Source organism: Streptomyces sp. NPDC001700 (genome assembly GCF_053596435.1).
Window position 1 is genome coordinate 69,240 of the sequence record NZ_JBSFGE010000012.1, and the last position, 20,108, is coordinate 89,347.

Consider the following 20,108-nt stretch of genomic DNA (forward strand, 5'->3'; position numbering starts at 1 on the left):
TCAGAGCAGACACCCCTCTCGTTCCTTGATCTAGAGCAGCTGCTTGATGAGGTGGTACTCGACCGCCTCGTAGCCCAGCGACTCGTACAGCCGCAGCGCCGGGGTGTTCCCGCCCGCGACGTACAGCCCGAGGCTGCGCGCCCCGGCGGCCAGGCTGTCGCGCTCGGCGGCCAGCATCAGGGTGCGGCCGTGGCCGTTCCCACGGTGCTCCTCGCCGACCTCGACGGAGAAGACGTACGCCTCGCCCCGCTCCTCGGCGTCCGGCTCCCCGGCGCGCAGCGCGACCCAGAGGGTGCCGACGTCCGTGCCGCCGTGGGCGAGGACCCGCAGCACGGTGCCGGGGGTGGCGAGGCCGTGCGGCAGCAGCGTCGCGTAGTCGGCCTCCGCCTTCGCCTCGGCCTGTTCGCGGGTGAGCCCGCTCTCCAGCACCTTGGCCAGGTAGCAGGTGCGCTCATGGGCGTGCCAGGCCGGGTAGTCCGCCTCCGCCATGGCCCGTATGGCGCTGCCGCCGGGCAGCTCGGGCAGCTCCGTCAGCGGTTTGACCATGTTGCGGCCGCGCTCGCGGTAGCCGAGGGCGGCCGCGAGCCCGAGGGCGGTCGCCGCCTGCGCGGGGACGCTCACCAGCAGCCGGGTGCAGCGCCAGCCGCGCAGCACCTCCTCGGCGGCGAGCGCGGCGACCGTGGCGCGGCCCCGGTGGCGGTCCGCGGCGTCGATGTGGAGGTGCTCGATCCGCCCGGCGGACGGGCCCAGCCGGGCGTCGGTGGTGAGCCGGACGCTGCCGACGGGGCGGCTGTTGACGCACACCTCGTACGAGCGCGAGCGCCCGCCGTCGTCGGTGTGCCGCTCGGGCGTGGTGGGCCGCAGGGTGGTGGTCACGATGGTGTTCTACCCGGGCCCGGGGCGCGCGTCATCAGGTTTACGGCGGTCCGTTTTTACCGCGGTTCGTTCCCGTCTTTCACAGCGGTTCGTTCCCGTCGTCCCTGGGCGCGGGTCACGGGTCGAGGTCGGCGGCCGCCCGCTCGGTGAAGACCCGCATGGCCTTGGCGGTGACCGGTCCGGGCGTGCCGGGCACGGTCCGGTCGTCCACCCGCTGTACGGCCTGTACGTCACGGGTCGTAGAGGTCAGGAACACCTCGTCGGCCCGGTCCAGAACGTCGAACGGCAGGTCGGTCTCGCGGGCCCCGACCCACTCCAGGACGAGGGCGCGGGTGATGCCCGCGAGGCAGCCGGAGGCGAGCGGCGGGGTGTGGAGTTCACCGTCGAGGACGACGAAGACGTTGGTCCCGGTGCCCTCGCAGAGCCCGCCGACGGTGTTCGCGAACAGGGCCTCGGTGGCGTCGTGTTCCCGGGCGCGGGCCAGCGCGATCACGTTCTCGCCGTACGAGGTGGTCTTGAGCCCGGCCAGCGCGCCCCGCTCGTTACGGGTCCAGGGGACGGTGACCACGGCCGTGGTGTCCGCCCGGCGGTGCGTCTCGACCAGCGCGACGACGAGCGTGGGGGCCGCCGTGCCCCGGTCGGAGCCGAGCGGCGAGACCCCGCCGGTGTAGGTGATCCGCAGCCGCCCGAGCGGCATGGGGTTGTCGGCGAGGACCGCCTCGCAGGCCCGCCGCACCTCGTCCAGGTCCGGTTCGGGCAGGCCCAGGCCGTGCGCGGAGCGGGCCAGCCGGTGGAGATGGCGGGTGAGCGCGAAGGCGCGGCCGTCCAGCGCCTTGACCGTCTCGAAGACGCCGTCCCCGACCGTCAGCCCGTGGTCGAAAACCGACACCTGGGCGTTGTCGGTTTCGCGCAGGGATCCGTCGAGCCAGATCGTCACCGCATGGTCCTTCCCGTCGGCTGCTGTACTTCCGACGCTACCGCGAGCAGTCGCGCCGCCTTGAGTTCGGTTTCGTCCCATTCCCGGTCCGGGTCGGAGCCCCACGTGATCCCGGCTCCGGTGCCGAACCGCAGTACGGCGCCGCCGGGGGCCTCCCGGTCGATCCAGAAGGTGCGTATCCCGACGGCCAGCTCCCCGGTGCCACGGTCCGCGTCCACCCAGCCGATGCCGCCGCAGTACGGGCCTCGGGGCGCGGTCTCCAGTTCGCCGATGACGCGCAGGGCGCTGGACTTGGGCGCCCCCGTCACCGACCCGGGCGGAAAGGCCGCCGCGAACAGCTCCGCCCAGCCGGTGTTCGGCGCCAGCTCGCCACGGACCGTGGAGACGAGGTGCACCAGACCCGGATGCGGCTCGACGGCGCAGAGCGCGGGGACGGTCACCGAGCCGGTGGCGCAGACCCGTCCCAGGTCGTTGCGGACCAGGTCCACGATCATCACGTTCTCGGCGTGGTCCTTCTCCAGCAGGTCCTCCGCCCGGCGGCCGGTGCCCTTGATCGGCCCGGACTCGACGGTCCGGCCGGAGCGGCGCAGGAACAGCTCGGGCGAGGCCGTGGCGACCTCCACCCCGTGCCCCGGCAGCCGCACGGTGCCCGCGTACGGGGCCGGGTTGCCGTGGGCCAGCAGGGCGGTCAGCGCGTCCACGTCCGCCTCGGCCGGGTCGGGCAGCGGCGCGGAGAGCACGCGGCACAGATTGGCCTGGTACACCTCGCCCGCCGCGATGTGGCGGCGGACGCGGCGGACGCCCTCGGTGTACCCGGCCCGGTCGAGCGAGGACGTCCAGTCGGCGGGCCGGGGGCCGCGCCAGGCGCCGTGCGTTCGGCTCCGTGCGGGGGTGGGCTGCTGGTCGCGGCGTACGTCGCCGAAGCGGGCACAGACCACACGGCCCTCGAAGTCCGCGACAACAGCCCAGAAACCCTCGGTGTCCAGAGCCGAAGGATCGCTGGTCACATCGCGAAGATCGGTGGCGAGCAGGCCGCCGAAGCGGGCGAGAGGGGGCAGGTCGTGCACGCTTGCGAGTCTATGGCGCCTGGTCACGGGGGTGGTGGGAGGGATCGCGGCGGGCGAGCAGGGCAGCACGCTGCGGAAACGGAATTTGAGCTGGCTCCGGAATCCGCTAGAGTTCAACACGTCGCCGGGACGCGCAAGCGCCCCGGGAATCGGCATCTGCGGACGTAGCTCAGTTGGTAGAGCGCAACCTTGCCAAGGTTGAGGTCGCGAGTTCGAACCTCGTCGTCCGCTCGAAGTGGGGGTTTCCCGATCCCCGCTCCTGGTGGAGTGGCCGAGAGGCGAGGCAACGGCCTGCAAAGCCGTCTACACGGGTTCAAATCCCGTCTCCACCTCGGACGATTAGCTCAGCGGGAGAGCGCTTCCCTGACACGGAAGAGGTCACTGGTTCAATCCCAGTATCGTCCACTCGGGGCCCTGGTGGCCCCACCCCCGGGGTCCTCGTGGCCCCATACCCGCGCGATTAGCTCAGCGGGAGAGCGCTTCCCTGACACGGAAGAGGTCACTGGTTCAATCCCAGTATCGCGCACGCAGTTCCCGGGACGATTAGCTCAGCGGGAGAGCGCTTCCCTGACACGGAAGAGGTCACTGGTTCAATCCCAGTATCGTCCACACTGATCGGCGCAGGGCCGGAGCGGATGCTCCGGCCCTCTGTCGTATGCCCCGTGTCGTAGGCCCTTGTTCAGGTTGTTCAGCGCTTGGAACGGCGCGAGCCCGGACAGCTCCCCAGCTGTCCGGGCTTCGTGCCGTCCGCCGCACCCCCGTCCCCACGGGGTTGATGGCCAGGATGTCCCCGGCCCGGGCCGCTCTCCCGGGCCTGGGGCGCCTCAGCGCCCCAGCATTCCCGCCACGGACGACGCCTGTGTGACGACGGCTTCCCAGCCGCCGAACGCGATGCTCAGCAGGATGGCCAACGGCAGCACCATGGCCGCCGCGACCAGCGGATGGCGAGTGCCGGTCTGCGGGCTGCCGAACGCGTCAAGGGCGCGATGCCTGCGTGCCCTGACGACCGTACGTCCCACCGTGTCCGCCATCGTCCTTCCTCCGTCACATCTGCAGCGGCGAGCGTCTGACCTCGGGGGACGAGTGCTGCGCCCGCCGCTTGACCTCAACATTAGGCGCGCGGCCCGGTACCCGGCGTCATGCCCTCGTACCGATTGCCGGGCCTCCCGGAGGATGACGCCGGACCGGGCCTCGTACTCCCCTGGGTGGAGAAATCCGCCCGGGACTTGGGGTCTTCCCGGAGGGGTCCGCCGGAACGGGTCCTTCCGGGGGTGGAGAGGGCTCCCCTGGGGGCTCCCTCGGGGGCTCCCCCAGGGCTACTCACGGTCCCCGTCCGCACCTCGCGGAACCGGCTGCTCCACCAGGGCCAGGACCCGGTTCGCCATGAAGCGGGCCGTCCGCACCACGGACCCGTTTCGGGTGACTTCGCTCACTTCCACCACCCCGCGCCGCACCGCCGTCTCGACCCGCCGCCCTGCCCTCGCGGCCACCACTTCGTACGTCCGCGTCGTGTCGCCCGCGTCCACCACTATCTCCACACGATCACCCTTCACGGCCTCAATCCCCCTTCTGAGACGGTCTTTTGAGATCACGCACGCCCGGATCGGGGCACGGATTGCCACGATTCCGGCCCACTTCTCCAGGATCCCAGGCACCACTGACAATCCATCGGCCGACGCATGCGCGGCCTCTCAGCGCGCGGGGCCGTCAATCCGTAAGCTGTGCACGTCAGACGGACGGCAGTGGACCGGCAGCAGACGGCAGCGGATGGGGCTCCCCACCAAGGGGTGAGGGAAGGGCTCCCCACCGGAGGTAGGGGACGGACATGGCGATGATGCGGCTCCGGCGCGAGGACCCGCGTGTCGTCGGTTCCTTCCGGCTTCACCGGCGGCTCGGTGCGGGCGGTATGGGGGTCGTCTACCTGGGGTCCGACCGGCGCGGACAGCGGGTGGCGCTCAAGGTCATCCGGCCGGATCTGGCGGAGGACCGGGAGTTCCGGTCGCGGTTCGCCCGCGAGGTGTCCGCCGCGCGGCGGATCCGCGGCGGCTGTACGGCGCGGCTCGTGGCCGCGGACCTGGAGGCCGACCGGCCCTGGTTCGCCACCCAGTACGTGCCCGGCCCCTCCCTCCACGACAAGGTCAACGAGGAGGGCCCGCTGCCGGCCGCGCACGTCGCGTCCGTCGGGTCCGCGCTGGCCGAGGGGCTGTTGGCGGTGCACGAGGCGGGGGTCGTCCACCGTGACCTCAAGCCGTCGAACATCCTGCTCTCCCCCAAGGGCCCCCGCATCATCGACTTCGGCATCGCCTGGGCCACCGGCGCCAGCACGCTGACCCACGTCGGCACGGCCGTCGGCTCCCCCGGCTTCCTCGCGCCCGAGCAGGTGCGGGGCGCGGCCGTCACCCCGGCGACCGACGTCTTCGCGCTGGGCGCGACGCTCGCGTACGCCTCGACGGCGGATTCGCCGTTCGGGCACGGGAGTTCCGAGGTGATGCTGTACCGCGTCGTGCACGAGGAGCCGCAGCTGCTCGGGGTGCCGGACGCGCTGGCTCCGCTGCTGCACGCGTGCCTCGCGAAGGACCCGGAGGACCGGCCGACGACGCTGCAGCTCTCGCTGCGGCTCAAGGAGATCGCGGCGCGCGAGGCCCATGGCGCGCCTCCCGCGCCCGGGCACGCTTCGGACGGGCGTCCTGTGGGGCGGCGGGCCGACGCGTACGCGGACCAGCACACGGAGCGTCGGCCGGGGGCGGGGACGCCGCCTCGGGGCGCGGCGGCGCCGCGGTCGGGGGGGCCCGCGCGGACGGCGGGGCGCAATACCCCGGCGCGGCCTCCGGCGCCGCGGCGCGGCCAGGGCCAGGGCCAGGGCCAGCGCCCTCCGGCCCGTACGGTCCGCACGTCACCGAACGGGCGCCGCCCGGACCGGATCCGGCTGATGCGCCAGCGGCTGACGGTCTTCGTGGTGGTGACGCTGCTGGTGGCGCTGGGCATCGCGGCGGCCCAGGGCTGCCAGGGGCCGTCGCGCGGGCTGGGCGTACCGACGGCGCCTACGGCGCCGGGGGCAGCCCCCGAGAGCGGGCTCTGACCGGTTCTGGATGTGGGTGCGGGGGCGGGGCCTCCGGGGCAGGGGCCTGGACGCGTATATTTTTGGCGCCACCACCGAAGAACGTGAAGTGGGCCGGGAGTAGGCGCCACAAATACACGTCGTCGTCCAGGCCCCCACCCCTCCGACCTCACCCCCTCCCGCCGGTGGCCCAGACCCCGGCCCGATCCGGTCCCGTTGTGGGCAATCGTTCCGCCGGGGGGGCACCTCCCAGCGGTAGCTGGGGGAGGAACGGGTGGGCACAACCCGGCCACCGGGCCGCACCCAGCCGCGAAACCCCCACCACCCCACGTTGTGGGCAATCGTCCCGCAGGGCGGGACGGGTGGGCACAACCCGGCCGCGCGGCCCCCGCCCAGGCCGGGGCCCGGGGTGCCCCCGGTTTCGGGAAGGGGCGGGTCAGGGGAGAGGCCCCGCGCAGCGGCTACCCGCCGGTGGGCCCGGCCCCTACGACTCGGGGCGGCCCGTCGCTACCGCGTAGAACGCCACGGCCGCCGCCGCGCCCACGTTGAGGGAGTCGACGCCGTGCGCCATCGGGATGCGCACCCATTCGTCGGCGGCCATGAGGGCTTGGGTGGAGAGCCCGTCGCCCTCGGCGCCCAGCATGAGGGCGACGCGGTCGAGGCGGTGAGGGGCCGCGTCGTCGAGCGAGGTCGCCTTCTCGTCGGGCGTGAGGGCGAGGATCTTGAAGCCCGCGTGCCGGACCGCTTCGAGACCGCGCGGCCAGGTCTCCAGCCGGGCGTACGGGACGGAGAAGACGGCGCCCATGGAGACCTTCACGGAGCGGCGGTAGAGGGGGTCGGCGCAGTCCGGGGAGAGGAGGACGGCGTCCATGCCGAGGGCGGCGGCGCTGCGGAAGATGGCGCCGATGTTGGTGTGGTCGTTGACGGACTCCATGATCACGACGCGTCGGGCGTGCCCGAGGAGTTCGTCGGCCTCGGGCAGCGGCTTGCGCTGCATGGAGGCGAGGGCGCCCCGGTGGACGTGGTAGCCCGTGACGCGTTCGGCCAGTTCGGGGCTGACGGCGTAGACGGGGGCGGGGACGTCCTCGATGACGTCGCGCATGACGTCGACCCACTTGGACGACAGCAGCATCGAGCGCATCTCGTAACCGGCGAGGCGGGCCCGCCGGATCACCTTCTCGCCCTCGGCGATGAACAGCCCTTCGGCGGGCTCGCGCTTGCGTCGTAGCTCCACATCGGTCAGACCCGTGTAGTCGCGCAGCCGCGGGTCGTCGGGATCATCGACGGTGATGAGATCAGCCACTTGAGTGATACTGCCTTGTCCTGGATGCCGTGCCAATGCGGCGACGTAAGGAAGTTACCGGTGGTTACGTCAGCGGGAGCCGACGGCGACCACGTCGCCGATGACGATGACCGCGGGGGGCCGTACGCCCTCGGCGGCGACCGTGTCGCCCACCGTGGCCAGGGTCGCGTCCACGCGGCGCTGGGCGGCGGTGGTGCCCTCCTGGATGACGGCGACAGGGGTGTCCGGGCCCCGGCCGTGCTGGACGAGGGCGGCGGCGATGGCGCCGATCTTCTCGACGGCCATGAGGAGGACGAGCGTGCCGCGCAGGCTGGCCAGCGCGGACCAGTCCACGAGGGAGCGCGGGTCGTCGGGGGCGACATGGCCGCTGACCACCGTGAACTCATGGGCGACCCCGCGGTGGGTGACCGGGATCCCGGCGGCGGCGGGGACGCTGATGGAGCTGGAGATGCCGGGGACGACCGTGCAGGGGATTCCGGCCTCGGCCAGCGCCTCGGCCTCCTCCATGCCACGGCCGAAGACGAACGGGTCGCCGCCCTTGAGCCGGACGACGGACTTGCCCGCCTTGGCGTGTTCGATCAGCGCGTTGTTGATGGCTTCCTGGGCCATGAAGCGGCCGTACGGGATCTTCGCGGCGTCGATGACCTCGACGTGCGGCGGCAGTTCGTCGAGGAGGTCGCGCGGGCCGAGCCGGTCGGCGACCACCACGTCCGCCTCGGCGAGGAGGCGGCGGCCGCGCACGGTGATCAGGTCCGGGTCGCCGGGGCCGCCGCCCACCAGCGCGACGTGCGGGCCGCGAGTGCGGTGGCGGGGGGCGGCGAGGGTGCCGTCGCGCAGACCCTCGACCACGGCGTCGCGCACGGCGGCGGAGCGGCGCGGGTCCTGCCCGGTGAGCACGGCGACGGTGACGCCCTCGCTGCGCCCGGTGGCCGGGGTCCACGCGGAGGCGGCCTCGGCGTCGTCGCTGCGTACGCACCAGACGCGGCGCGCCTCGGCCTCGGCGGAGGCGGCGGCGTTGGCGTCCGGGTCATCGGTGGTGATCAGCGCGTACCAGGCGTCCTCGAAGTCGCCGTCCTGGTAGCGGCGGCGCTCCCAGCGCACCTCCCCCGCCTCGGCCATGGCCTCGACGGAGGGGGTCGCGGAGGGCGAGATCAGCAGGATGTCCGCGCCCGCGGCGATCAGTGCGGGCAGCCGCCGCTGGGCGACCTGGCCCGCCCCGAGGACGACGACGCGCCGCCCCGTGAGGCGCAGTCCGACCGGGTATGCGAAGTTCTCGGACATGGCGGTGCGGCTCTCCTCATGCGAATGCCTGCCGCTGCGGCGCTGGAGCGGCTGCTCAAGTTTTGCTGATCAAGTGGTGCTGATCATGTGGTGGGGCGTGGCCCCCGCCGACACCTTACGTGGCGGGGGCGCACGTCAGTTCTTCTCCGTGACTCCGGCGGAGTCGAACGTGGCCACCTCGTGCATCGCCCGCGCGGCGCTCTGCACCACGGGGAGGGCGAGCAGGGCGCCCGTACCCTCGCCGAGGCGCAGGTCCAGGTCGACCAGGGGGCGCAGGCCCAGCTTGTTGAGGGCCGCGACGTGGCCCGGCTCGGCACTGCGGTGGCCCGCGATGCACGCGGCCAGCACCTCGGGGGCGATGGCGCGGGCGACGAGGGCGGCGGCGCCCGCGCTGACCCCGTCCAGGATGACGGGCGTACGCAGGGAGGCGCCGCCCAGCAGCAGACCGGCCATCGCGGCGTGTTCCAGGCCGCCGAAGGCGGTCAGGACGCCGATGGGGTCGGCCGGGTCGGGCTGGTGCAGCTCCAGACCGCGCCGTACGACGTCGATCTTGCGGGCGTGCATCTCGTCGTTGATGCCGGTGCCACGGCCGGTCACCTCGGCCGGGTCGGCGCCGGTGTAGACGGAGACCAGGGCGGCCGAGGTGGTGGTGTTGGCGATGCCCATCTCGCCGGTGAGCAGCGCCTTGTTCCCGGCGGCGACCAAGTCGCGGGCGGTCTCGATGCCCACTTCGAGGGCGCGCAGCACCTCTTCGCGGGTGAGGGCGGGGCCGGTGGTGAAGTCGCCGGTCCCGGGCCGGACCTTGCGCGGCAGCAGACCGGGGGTGGAGGGGAGTTCGCTCGCCACGCCCACGTCCACGACGCACACCTCGGCGCCGACCTGGCTCGCGAAGGCGTTGCAGACCGCGCCGCCGCCGAGGAAGTTGGCGACCATCTGGCCGGTGACCTCCTGCGGCCACGCGGTGACGCCCTGGGCGTGCACCCCGTGGTCGCCCGCGAAGATCGCGACCGCGGCGGGCTCCGGGATCGGCGGCGGGCACTGCCGGGACAGGCCGCTGAGCTGCGCGGAGATGATCTCCAGCATGCCGAGCGCGCCGGACGGCTTGGTCATCCGCTTCTGTCGCTCCCACGCCTCGCCGAGCGCCTTGGCGTCCAGCGGGCGGATGCCCTGGAGGGTTTCCGTCAGCAGGCTGTGCGGGTCCTCGCCGGGCAGCGCGCGCCGCCCGTACGACTCCTCGTGGACGACCCACGACAGCGGGCGGCGCTTGGACCAGCCGGCCCGCAGCAGCTCCGGCTCCTCCGGGAACTCGTCCACGTACCCGACGCACAGGTACGCCACGGCCTCCAGGTGGTCCGGCAGGCCGAGCGTACGGACCATCTCGCGCTCGTCGAAGAAGCTGACCCAGCCGACGCCGAGCCCTTCGGCGCGGGCGGCGAGCCACAGGTTCTCCACGGCGAGGGCGGAGGAGTACGGCGCCATCTGCGGCTGGGTGTGCCGCCCGAGGGTGTGGCGGCCGCCGCGGGTGGGGTCGGCGGTGACGACGATGTTGATCGGCGTCTCGAGGATCGCCTCGATCTTCAGTTCCTTGAACTGCTTGGCCCGGCCCTTGGGGAGGGACTTGGCGTACGCGTCGCGCTGGCGCACGGCCAGCTCGTGCATGGTGCGCCGGGTCTCCTCGGAGCGGATGACGACGAAGTCCCACGGCTGGGACTGCCCCACGCTGGGCGCGGTGTGCGCGGCCTCCAGTACGCGGCGCAGCACCTCGTGCGGGATGGGATCGGGGCGGAAGCCGTTGCGGATGTCGCGGCGTTCGCGCATCACGCGGTGGACGGCGGCGCGCTCGGCGTCGTCGTACCCGGCCCCGGCGGGCTCGGACGACGTCTGCGCGTCGTCCTCGTGCTCGTCCTGTTCGCCCTGTTCGCCCTGCGGGTCGGTTTCGGCCTCTGCCGTTTCGCCGTCGGGTGCGGTCTCGTCGTCGTCCGGCCCCACGGCTGTGGTCGCCCCTTCTTCGGAGCCCTCGGCGTCGTCGGTCTCGGCCGCCACCGCCTCGGGGTTCTCCCCGGTGGCCGCGTCGGCCCCGGGTACCTGCGGCTCGGCCGTCGCGTCCTGCGCGTCGTCCGGGGCCTGTGCCTCGGCAGCCGCGCCCGGTACGTCGGCCTCCGGGACCGCGTCTGCGGTGGCCGGGTCGGCCGAGGTCTCCGCGTCGGCGGGCGCGGCCTGCGCGTCAGCCTCCGGCAGCGGGGCCTCATCGGCGGCCGCGTCAGCAGCGGCCGGGTCGGCCGAGGTCTCCGCGTCGGCGGGCGCGGCCTGCGCGTCGGCCCCCGACGCCGGAACCCCGCCCGGAGCAGCCGGATCGGCCGCAGCCTGCGCCTCGGTCTCCGAAGCCGCATCGGCGGCAGCCTGCTCGGCCTCCAAGGCCGCGTCGGCGGCGGCCGGGTCGGCCGGGTCGGCCGAGGTCTCCGCGTCGGCGGGCGCAGTCTGAGCGTCAGCCCCCGACGCCGGAACGTCACCCGGGGCAGCCGGGTCCGCCGGGGACTGCGCCTCGGATTCCGAGGCCGGGACCGCATCGGCGGCAGCCGGGTCAGCCAGGGTCTGCGCGTCAGCAGCGGCCGAGTCGGCCGGGGTCTCCGCGTCAGCGGGCACGGCCTGAGCGTCAGCCCCCGACACCTGAGCCCCATCCGGAGCAGCCGGACCGGCCGCAGCCTGCGCCTCGGCCTCCGAAGCCGCATCGGCGGCAGCCTGCTCAGCCTCCGAGACCGCGTCTGCGGCGGCCGAGTCGGCCGAGGTCTCCGCATCGGCGGGCATGGCCTGAGCGTCAGCTCCCGACTCCGGAGCCTCACCCGGGTCCGCCGGGGACTGCGCCTCGGCTTCCGAGGCCGGGACCGCATCGGCGACAGCCGGGTCAGCCAGGGTCTGCGCGTCAGCAGCGGCCGGGTCGCCCGGGGTCTCCGCGTCGGCGGGCACAACCTGCGCCCCAGCCTCCGAGACCGCGTCGGCGGCGGCCGAGTCGGCCGAGGTCTCCGCATCGGCAGGCGCGGCCTCCGACACCGGAGCCTCACCCGGAGCAGCCGAGTCCGCCGGAGTCTGCGCCTCGGCAGGCGTGGCCTGCGCGTCGACATCCGAAGCCGGGGCCGCGTCGGCGGCAGCCTGGTCGGTCGGGGTCTCCGCGTCGGCAGGCACGGCCTGCGCGTCAGCCTCCGACGCCGGAACCTCGCCCGAAGCAGCCGCATCGGCCACAACCTGCGCCCCAGCCTCCGAAGCCGCGTCAGCGGACGCCGGGTCCGCCGGAGTCTGCGCCTCGGCAGCGGCCGAGTCGGCCAGGGTCTCCGCATCGGCGGGCACGGCCTGCACATCGGCCGCAACCTGCGCCCCGGCCTCGGTGGCCGCGTCGGCGGCGGCCTGCGCGTCAGCCTGCGGCATCGGAGCCTCGCCCGGAGCAGCCGGGTCCGCCGGGAACTGGGCCTCGTCAGGCACGGCCTGTGCGGCGGCCTCCGGGGCCGAGGTCGCGTCGACGGCGGACGGGTCGCCCGAGGCCTGCGCATCGCCAGGCGCAACCTGCCCGACGGCTTCCGGCGTGGAAGCCTCCCCCGGGTCCGCCGGGGTCTGCACCTCGGCGGGCAGGGCCTGCCCGGCGGCCTCCGCGGCCGGTGCCGCGTCGGCGGCAGCCTGGTCGGCCGGGGCCTGCGCCTCGCCAGGTACGGACTGCGCGTCAGCCTCCGATACCGGAACCTCGCCCGAAGCAGCCGGGTCGACCGGGAACTGCGCAGCCGCCCCTGCGGACGAGGCCACGTCGGCGGCGGCCGAGTCGGCCGGGGCCTGCGCGTCGGGCGCAACCTGCGCGTCGGTGGCAGCCTGGTCGGCAAAGGCCTGCGCATCGGCATGCGCACCCTGTGCGACGGCCTCCGGCACGGGAGCCTCGCCCGGGGCAGCCGGGTCGGCAGGGAACTGCTCCTCGGGGGGTGCGGGCTGCGCGGCGACATCCGGGGCCGAGGCCACGTCGGCGGCAGCCGGGTCCGCCGGGAACTGCTCCTCGGCAGGCGCGGCCTGCGCGTCGGCAGCAGCCTGGTCGGCAAAGGCCTGCGCATCGGCATGCGCACCCTGCGCGACGGCCTCCGGCACGGGAGCCTCGCCCGGGGCAGCCGGGTCCGCCGGGAAGTACGTCTCGGGGGGCGCGGGGTGCGGGTCGGCGACTATCGCGTGGTCAGGGTCGGCGTAGGGGTGGATCTGGGCCGGGATGACGGCCTGGGGGCCCGCGTAGAGCTGGTCCGTGGTGATGCCCGGCTGGATCTGGGCCGGGATGTCGAGGGGCGGGTGGCCGGGTTCCATGACGGGCGCCCCGCCCTGGGGCGGGATCGTCGCGGCCGGGTCGGCGTAGCCCGGGTCCGGGTAGGCGGCGGGGTCGGGGTACGCCGGGTCGGCGTAGGCGGGGTCCGGGTACGCGGGGTCCGCGTAAGAGGGGTCGGCGTACGTCGGGTCCGCGTAGCCCAGGTCCATCGCCGTCGGCTCGCCCAGACCGACCGTTTCTGCGGGTGGGGGGCCCCAGGCGTCGCCGGGCGGCGGGGCGTCGCCGAGCTGCGGGCCCGGGAGCGGGCCGGGGTCCTCGGGCTGGGGCTGGGGCTGGGTGGTGAAGTACTGGGGCCCGGCGGCGTACTCGGGGGCGCTGGCGTAGTCGACCGGCTCGGGCGGGGGCGTCTGCTGGGGCTGCTGGACGGGCGGGGCGGTGTTGCGGGCCGCGGCCGGGCCCCGGTCGGCGAGGGAGCGGACGATGCCGCTGCCGGAGGTGTGGTCGGGCACGGGCGGGCCCATGTGCAGGGGGCGGCGGGGCGGCGTGGGGGGTGCGGCGGGGGCCTGGGACGGCTGCTGGACGGGCTGCTCGGCCGCCGGGTGGATGACCGGACCGGCGTCGGGTTCGGCCACCGGCTGCGGCTCGGGCATCTGCGCGTCGGCGTACGCGGCCATGCCGGGGTCCAGCACTCCGCCCTCGTACAGCCCGTGGCCCTGGTCCTGGCCCTGCTGCTGCTGCGGGTACGGGAGCTGGTGCTCGTACTGGGCCTGCTGCTCGTAGTGGGCCTGCTGCGCCTGCTGCTCGCTCCAGGCGCCCTGCGCACCCGGCATCAGCAGCAGGTCGTCCTCCTCGGTGCCGGTTTCGGGGCCGTCGAGGAAGGGGTATCCGGCGTCGGCAGGCGGGGAGTGGACATCCGCCGGGTGCGGGTGTCCGAGTCGTCCGCCTGCGTTCTCCGGCAGTCCCTCGCCCGGGACCTGGCCGGTGTCGGTCATGCGTACCCCTCGCCCATCGCTAGTGCTCCTTCCAACCGCCTACCGCCGGGAGCAAGCCCCGTGAGCAAGAACGAGCGTGCGCCGTGCGCGGCACGTGGCACGCCCGAGGCTTGCCCACCGCGGCCCGGTAAGAAAGGGGCGCATTCCGGCCTTTGGCCGATAAAGCGCCGAACACCGGGCAGCGGCACAGGCAGTACAACGATCCGCCAGCCTACCCCGCGCGACGCTTCCAGAAGGTCACTGGGGCGAAGCTCGGGGCGAACGTCACAGGGACAAAATCACTGGTGCGGGCGGTGTCCGCAGAGGAGAAAGGCGACCGCGCGTTCGCGCTCGGCCCACACCCGGGTGTCCAACTCGACCGATTGCAGCAGGAGGCACTCGACCCCGTAGCCGCCGTCCTCCAGGGCGGCGCCGATGGCCTCCGCCTCGTCGCGGGTGACGGCGTGGGTGACGATGCGCTCGGGTCGGCGCGCGGCGCACGCGGCGACGACGGGTGCGCCCCCTCCCCCGACGCGGACGACGTCCGGCTCGGGCAGGTCTTCGAGGACCTCGGGGGCGGTGCCCTGGACGACCTGGAGCTGGACGCCGAAGCGGCGGGCGAGGGTGTCGACGCGCTCGCAGGCCTCCGGGTCGCGGTCCACGGCGATGACGGCGGCGCCGAACCCGGCGGTCTCGACGGCGGCGGCGCCGCTGCCCGCGCCGATGTCCCAGACCAGGTCGCCGACGCGGGGGCCGATGCGGGCGAGCTGGAAGGCGCGCAGCTGCTGGGACTCGTGCTCGCCGAGGACGGTCGCGTACGCGGGGGCGGGCAGCGCCCAGCCGCGTACGGAGCCGGGGTAGCCGGGGTCGCGCCCGGCGATCCAGCCGCCGCTCTGCAGGGCGCCACGGGCGGGTCCTGTGGGGGTGCCGGTGCGGACGCCGGCGGCGCCGGAGCCGCCGATGACGATGACGACGTTGGGGTCGCGCCAGGTGTGGTCGGCGGCCTTGTCGGAGGTCAGCACGGTGACCTGCTCGCGTTCAGTGCCCAGGGCCTCGCAGATGACGAAGGTGCGGTGCACCGGGCCGAGGAGCAGGGCGAGTTCGGCGGGACCGGCGCCGGGCGAGGTGAGGACGGCGACCTTGGTGTGGGCGCGGCAGACGTTGACGGCGCGCCGCAGGTCGCGGCTGTGGGCGACGACGACCTGGGCGTCGTCCCAGGGCATCCCGGCGCGGGCGAACGCGGCGGCGACGGAGGAGACGGCGGGCACGACCTCGACCTCCAGGCCGTGCTCGGGGGCGCGCAGGGCGCGTACGACGCCGAAGAAGCCGGGGTCGCCGTCGGCCAGCACCACGGCCGAGCCACGGTGCTGGGCGATGCGGCGGGCGGCGAGGTCCACGCTGCCGAGCCGGATGCGCTCGGCGCCGGGCGGGACTTCGGGCAGCGCCAGGTGGTGGGCGGCACCGGCCACGAGGGTGGCGGCGCCGAGGGCGGATCGGGCCACGTCCATGAGCGGGGAGCCGTCCCAACCGATCACCGTGACGCGGTCGGCCATCGTCGTCTGTCTCCCAAATGTGTCGCAGGTCAGTCGCGCCGGGGGGTGCTCAGCCCGGAGAGGTTACCCCGCCGGGTCCGGGCCACCGGACCGGGGGCAGGGGCGGAGGTGGTGCGCCGGGGGCGCACCGGAGGCGCGGCGCGCCGGGGTTCAGCGCCAGTCGGTGTACTCGGAGTACGTGGGGAAGACGCTGATGACCTCGGACTCGTCCCGTTGCTCGGGCGCGCCCTCCAGGTCCTCCGGCAGCAGGCTCCAGACGATGAGGTCGGTGCGCAGATCGGTCCAGCCGCCGTCCTCCATCTGGGTGCGCGCTATGTACGCGTTGCGGAGCACGCCTTCGCTGATGCAGCCGACCTTCTGCGCGACCTGCTGCCCGGCGGTGTTCCCGGCGGCGGTCCGCAGCTCCAGCCGCTCGAACTTCTGGTCCTGGAACAGCCAGCGGGCGACGGCCAGCACCGACTCCGCCGCATAGCCCTCGCCGCGCGCCCAGGGGGCGGTGATATAGCTGATCTCGGTGCCCAGGACCTTCCAGTCGGTGTTGCGCAGATGCACGATTCCGACGAGCCGCTGGGTGAGGAATTCGGCGACCGCGAAGACGATTCCGCGCCCGGTGGTGCGTTCGGCGGGGGCGAGCCGGAACGCCTGGTCGCGTGCGTCGCGGTGGGTGTACGGATGAGGGGCCCGGCTCCAGGTGATGACGAGTTCGTCGTTCATCATGTCCGTGAGCGCGGGCAGGTCCGCTTCCTCGAACGGGCGCAGCACCAGCCGTTCCGTGCTGATGGAGATGTCCGGGAAAGTGGATGTCATGCGCCGCTCCGTAACCGGGGTCGTTTCAAGGTCGTGGCGAAGAGCCCAGCATGCAGCATCGCTCCTGCTAAACGCAGCACGGGGTGCGGAAACGGAAGGCTCCGCATCCGATTGTCGCCCGGATGCGGAGCCTTGCGTGTTCGGTCGTACGCTTCTAGAACAACGCGAGTCTAGAACGACGCGAGCACGGATCCGTCGTACTTGTCCTTGATGAACTTCTTCACCTGCGGGGAGGTGAGGAGCTTGGCCAGCTTCTTGATCCGCGGGTCGTCCTCGTTGCCCTTCTTCACGGCGAGGAAGTTGCCGTAGGGGCTGTTGTCCGGGGACTCCAGGATCAGCGCCTCCTTGGCGGGGTTGAGCTTGGCCTGGATGGCGTAATTGCCGTTGATGACGGCCGCGTCCACGTCGTCCAGGGACCTCGGCAGCTGCGGCGCCTCCAGCTCCTTGAACTTCAGGTCCTTGGGGTTCTCCGCGATGTCCTTGGGGGTGGCCTCGGTGCCGGCGCCCTTCTTGAGCTTGATGATGCCGTGGGTGTCCAGCAGCTGGAGCGCCCGGGCCTCGTTCACCGCGTCGTTGGGGACGGCGACGGTGTCGCCCTTCTTGAGGTCGTCGGCCTTCTTCGCCTTGTGCGAGAAGAGGCCGAGCGGCTCCAGGTGCACGGTGACCACGGGCACGATGTCGCCGCCGCGCTTCTTCTTGTAGTCGTCGAGGAACGGCTTGTTCTGGAAGTAGTTGGCGTCGACCGAGCCGTCCTGGGTGGCGGGGTTCAGGGAGTTGTAGTCGGTGAACTCCTTGACCTCCAGCTTGAGACCCTCCTTCTTCGCCAGGTTGTCCTTGACGTAGTTGAGTATCTCGGCGTGCGGGACGGGGTTGGCGCCGACGATCAGCGGGCCGTTCTTGTCGGTGCCGCCCTTGCTCGGCGGGGAGCAGGCGGCCGCACCGGCGGTGAGCGCGGCGGCGGCGAGCAGGGCGGCGGTGGTCTTGATGCTGCTACGCACGAAAAGTGCCTTTCGGGGGGACGGAAGTGTCAGGGAGTCTTGGTGAGCCCGGCGGGCTCGTTCGGCTCGGCGGACCCGGTCGCGTCGGTCGTCTCCGCGGGCTGGGCCTCGGCGCTCTTGCCCGTACGGGGGCGCGGCAGCACCAGCCGGGGCGCGGCCGAGGCGGGGTTGCGGTGCGAGAGAACGCGGGCCGCGGCGTCACCGGCGAACTGGATGAGGGAGATCACCACCGCGAGGATGGCCACGGTGACCCACATCAGCTGGGTCTCGAACCGCTGGTAGCCGTAGCGGACGGCGAGGTCGCCGAGGCCGCCCGCGCCGACCGTCCCGGCCATCGCCGAGTAGCCGATGAGCGCGACGATCGTCGTGGTCGCGCTGGAGATCAGCGACGGCAGCGACTCGGGCAGCAGGACCTTGCGTACGACGGTCCAGGTGGAGCCGCCCATCGACTGCACGGCCTCCACCAGCCCGCCGTCGACCTCGCGCACCGAGGTCTCCACGAGCCGGGCGTAGAAGGGGATGGCGCCGATCGCGAGCGGCACGATCGCGGCGGCGGGGCCGATGGTGGTGCCCACGATCATCCGGGTGAAGGAGATCAGCGCGACCATGAGGATGATGAACGGCATCGAGCGGGCGATGTTGACGACCTGCCCGACGACCTTGTTCACGACCACGTTCGGCAGCACGCCGCCCCGGTCGGTGAGCACCAGCAGCACGCCGAGCGGCAGGCCGCCGACGATCGCGATGGCCGCCGACCAGCCGACCATCCAGAGCGTCTCCAGACACGCCTGCTCCAACAGGGGCTGCATCTCGGACCAGGTCACTTGGCGCCCTCCTTGAGCACGGCGGTCTGCGTCGCGTCCACATCGGCCACGTCGACCTGGAGGCCCTGCTCCCGCAGGAAGCCGATCGGTACGACGTTCTCGTCGAACGGGCCGGGCAGTTCGATGCGCATCCGGCCGACCTGGGCTCCGCCGACGGTGTCCATCGCGGCGCCGAGGATCGAGATGTCGATGTTGTACGTACGGGAGAGCTGCGAGATCACCGGCTTGGCCGCGGCCTCGCCCTGGAACGTCACGTCCACGACCGTGCGGTCCTCGGCCGAGGGCACCCCGCCGACCGGGAACAGCTCCTGGGCCAGCTGGGAGCCGGGGGTGGCGAGCAGCTCTGTGACCGTGCCGGACTCCACAATCCGCCCGTCGCTCATCAGTGCGGCCGAGTCGCAGATCGTCTTGACGACGTCCATCTCATGCGTGATCAGCAGCACGGTGAGGCCCAGCTGCCGGTTGAGGTCGCGCAGCAGCTGGAGGATCGAGCGGGTGGTCTCGGGGTCGAGCGCGGAGGTCGCCTCGTCGGACAGCAGCACCTTCGGGTCGCCCGCGAGCGCGCGGGCGATGCCGACGCGCTGCTTCTGGCCGCCGGAGAGCTGCGCGGGGTACGCCTTGGCCTTGTCGGCGAGGCCGACGAGGTCCAGCAGCTCCAGGGCCTTGCGGGTGCGCTCCTTGCCGGAGACGCCGAGGATCTCCAGCGGCAGCTCGACGTTGTCGCGCACGGTGCGTGAGGAGAGCAGGTTGAAGTGCTGGAAGACCATGCCGATCCGGCTGCGCGCCTGGCGCAGCGCGGACCCCGCGCGCTGTCCCCGTCCGGCGAGCGCCGTGAGGTCCTGACCGGCCACGGTGACCGTGCCGGACGAGGGGCGCTCCAGGAGGTTGACGCAGCGGATGAGGGTGGACTTACCGGCGCCGCTCTGACCGACGACGCCGTACACCTCACCCTCGCGGACATGCAGATCGACGCCGTCGAGGGCGGTAACCTCGCGGCCTCGTGAGCGGTAGACCTTTGTCAGGTCCGTGGTGGTGATCACAGGGTTTCCGTCACTGTTGAGTGCAGGGCGGTTGTGCCGCCGGGCACGGTTCATTCCTTACGGAAGCGGCGTGGGCGGGCCGAGGGCGTGCGCGGTGTGGGCGCGGGCTCGGGATCCGGTGACGCGGGGCAGGCCTACGTCCGCGCGCGGGCGCGTGGACGTTAAGGCGTAGCCGGTCTCCCTTCGGGGCGGGAGGCTCGGGCAGGGGCCCTCAGCGGTCACACATTCGACACCGACAACGAGCACCGGGCGTCATCGTCGCCTCGGTCGCAGGGGTGCGGCAGCTCGTCGTGGTCATGGCCGCCAGTAAACCAGAGACCCTGACGGGCCGATCAAGCATGTCCGTATTGTGGACTTAGATGACCAGCCCGTGGACAACGGGTGTTTCCGTCACTCCCCCGCGACGATCTCCACTCCCCCGTCGACGGCCCGCGCCGACACGGCCGACAGGTCCGGCACCACGACGTCGGCGTCCAGCTCGTCCCGGCTGGTCGTTGTGGTCAACGCCACCGTCCGCATCCCGGCGGCGCGGGCGGCGGCGAGCCCGGCCGGGGCGTCCTCGAAGACCACGCAGCGTGCCGGGTCCGCGCCCAGCTTCCCGGCGGCCAGCAGGAAGGGCTCGGGGTCCGGCTTGCCACGGGTGATGTCGTCCGCGGTGATCAGCAGCCCCGGGCGTATCCCGGCCTCGGCGAGGCGGGCCTCGGCGAGCGCGCGGCCCGCGGAGGTCACCACGGCCCAGCGGTCCTGCGGCAACCCGGACAGCAGGTCGAGGGTGCCGGGCAGCAGCCGCACCCCGCCCGGGACGTCCTCGACCTCCAGCTCGTCGATGCGGCGGCGGGCCTCCGCGACGCGGTCGGCGGGGAGCAGGTCGCCGATGATGTCGGCCGCCGGGCGGCCGTGCAGCTCGACCCGGGCGAACTCCTCCGTCACCCCGTACTCCTCGGCCCAGCGGGTCCAGCAGCGGACCACGGACTCCATGGAGGAGACGAGGGTTCCGTCGTTGTCGAACAGCAGCGCGTCAGCGGTGATCTTCATGGGGCGCAGCGTACGGGGCCGATCGCAACGCGGTCATTCGGGCCGATTACAGTCGTCCCATGCTTGTCACCCC

The 20,108-nt window shown here is 73.2% G+C and carries 15 protein-coding genes and 5 tRNA genes; 6 read left to right on the plus strand and 14 right to left on the minus strand.

Annotated features, from left to right (window positions below; all coding sequences use genetic code 11):
* Positions 1-30: 30 nt before the first annotated feature.
* The 3 genes from ACWC5C_RS22800 to ACWC5C_RS22810 form a co-directional block, all read right to left on the minus strand.
* Positions 31-876 carry a GNAT family N-acetyltransferase gene (locus ACWC5C_RS22800; protein ID WP_450877962.1) on the minus strand — a complete coding sequence of 282 codons (846 nt, stop codon included), beginning with the start codon at positions 874-876 and terminating at the stop codon, positions 31-33.
* Between the two features lie 115 nt (positions 877-991).
* Entirely contained in the window at positions 992-1,813 is an 822-nt protein-coding gene (locus ACWC5C_RS22805; RefSeq protein WP_450877964.1) for an aminotransferase class IV, read from the minus strand.
* Positions 1,810-2,880 (minus strand): chorismate-binding protein, encoded by a 1,071-nt coding sequence (locus ACWC5C_RS22810; RefSeq protein ID WP_385444480.1) that lies wholly within the window; start codon positions 2,878-2,880, stop codon positions 1,810-1,812. The genes ACWC5C_RS22805 and ACWC5C_RS22810 overlap by 4 nt, the downstream gene beginning before the upstream one ends.
* Positions 2,881-3,038: 158 nt before the next feature.
* On the opposite strand from ACWC5C_RS22810, the gene ACWC5C_RS22815 reads away from it, so the two are divergent.
* The 5 genes from ACWC5C_RS22815 (at position 3,039) to ACWC5C_RS22835 (ending at position 3,489) form a co-directional block, all read left to right on the plus strand.
* Positions 3,039-3,111, plus strand: a tRNA-Gly gene (locus tag ACWC5C_RS22815).
* A gap of 30 nt (positions 3,112-3,141) precedes the next feature.
* A tRNA-Cys gene (locus tag ACWC5C_RS22820) sits at positions 3,142-3,212 on the plus strand.
* A gap of 1 nt (position 3,213) precedes the next feature.
* A tRNA-Val gene (locus ACWC5C_RS22825) sits at positions 3,214-3,285 on the plus strand.
* A gap of 49 nt (positions 3,286-3,334) precedes the next feature.
* A tRNA-Val gene (locus tag ACWC5C_RS22830) sits at positions 3,335-3,406 on the plus strand.
* 11 nt (positions 3,407-3,417) lie between these two features.
* Positions 3,418-3,489 (plus strand) — tRNA-Val (locus ACWC5C_RS22835).
* Positions 3,490-3,704: 215 nt separating this feature from the next.
* Here ACWC5C_RS22835 and ACWC5C_RS22840 read toward each other — a convergent pair.
* Both ACWC5C_RS22840 and ACWC5C_RS22845 read right to left on the minus strand, forming a co-directional pair.
* Positions 3,705-3,911 (minus strand): hypothetical protein, encoded by a 207-nt coding sequence (locus tag ACWC5C_RS22840; RefSeq protein WP_450877966.1) that lies wholly within the window; start codon positions 3,909-3,911, stop codon positions 3,705-3,707.
* Positions 3,912-4,196: 285 nt separating this feature from the next.
* Positions 4,197-4,433 carry a hypothetical protein gene (locus ACWC5C_RS22845; protein WP_450877968.1) on the minus strand — a complete coding sequence of 79 codons (237 nt, stop codon included), beginning with the start codon at positions 4,431-4,433 and terminating at the stop codon, positions 4,197-4,199.
* 272 nt (positions 4,434-4,705) lie between these two features.
* On the opposite strand from ACWC5C_RS22845, the gene ACWC5C_RS22850 reads away from it, so the two are divergent.
* Positions 4,706-5,959 (plus strand): serine/threonine-protein kinase, encoded by a 1,254-nt coding sequence (locus ACWC5C_RS22850; RefSeq protein ID WP_450877970.1) that lies wholly within the window; start codon positions 4,706-4,708, stop codon positions 5,957-5,959.
* Positions 5,960-6,422: 463 nt separating this feature from the next.
* Here ACWC5C_RS22850 and ACWC5C_RS22855 read toward each other — a convergent pair whose 3' ends face one another.
* From ACWC5C_RS22855 to ACWC5C_RS22895, 9 genes are all read right to left on the minus strand, one after another.
* Positions 6,423-7,241 carry a TrmH family RNA methyltransferase gene (locus tag ACWC5C_RS22855; RefSeq protein WP_450877972.1) on the minus strand — a complete coding sequence of 273 codons (819 nt, stop codon included), beginning with the start codon at positions 7,239-7,241 and terminating at the stop codon, positions 6,423-6,425.
* 69 nt (positions 7,242-7,310) lie between these two features.
* The gene (cobA, locus tag ACWC5C_RS22860; RefSeq protein WP_450877974.1) at positions 7,311-8,522 is read right to left on the minus strand and encodes a uroporphyrinogen-III C-methyltransferase; all 1,212 of its coding nucleotides are present in this window, start codon (positions 8,520-8,522) and stop codon (positions 7,311-7,313) included.
* Positions 8,523-8,657: 135 nt separating this feature from the next.
* The gene (gene cobT, locus ACWC5C_RS22865; RefSeq protein WP_450877976.1) at positions 8,658-13,799 is read right to left on the minus strand and encodes a nicotinate-nucleotide--dimethylbenzimidazole phosphoribosyltransferase; all 5,142 of its coding nucleotides are present in this window, start codon (positions 13,797-13,799) and stop codon (positions 8,658-8,660) included.
* 278 nt (positions 13,800-14,077) lie between these two features.
* Positions 14,078-15,331 (minus strand): precorrin-6y C5,15-methyltransferase (decarboxylating) subunit CbiE, encoded by a 1,254-nt coding sequence (gene cbiE / locus ACWC5C_RS22870; RefSeq protein WP_450877978.1) that lies wholly within the window; start codon positions 15,329-15,331, stop codon positions 14,078-14,080.
* 150 nt (positions 15,332-15,481) lie between these two features.
* Positions 15,482-16,138, minus strand: a complete 657-nt coding sequence (locus tag ACWC5C_RS22875; protein ID WP_450877980.1) for a GNAT family N-acetyltransferase — start codon at positions 16,136-16,138, stop codon at positions 15,482-15,484.
* Positions 16,139-16,308: 170 nt separating this feature from the next.
* Positions 16,309-17,136, minus strand: coding sequence for a MetQ/NlpA family ABC transporter substrate-binding protein (locus ACWC5C_RS22880; RefSeq protein ID WP_450877982.1), 828 nt, complete (start codon positions 17,134-17,136; stop codon positions 16,309-16,311).
* A 29-nt stretch (positions 17,137-17,165) separates the two neighbouring features.
* A complete protein-coding gene (locus ACWC5C_RS22885) occupies positions 17,166-17,960 on the minus strand; it encodes a methionine ABC transporter permease (RefSeq protein ID WP_450877984.1) in 795 nt (264 codons plus the stop codon).
* Entirely contained in the window at positions 17,957-19,000 is a 1,044-nt protein-coding gene (locus ACWC5C_RS22890) for a methionine ABC transporter ATP-binding protein (protein WP_450877986.1), read from the minus strand. The genes ACWC5C_RS22885 and ACWC5C_RS22890 overlap by 4 nt, the downstream gene beginning before the upstream one ends.
* 390 nt (positions 19,001-19,390) lie before the next feature.
* A complete protein-coding gene (locus ACWC5C_RS22895; protein WP_450877988.1) occupies positions 19,391-20,035 on the minus strand; it encodes an HAD-IA family hydrolase in 645 nt (214 codons plus the stop codon).
* Positions 20,036-20,108 lie beyond the last annotated feature (73 nt).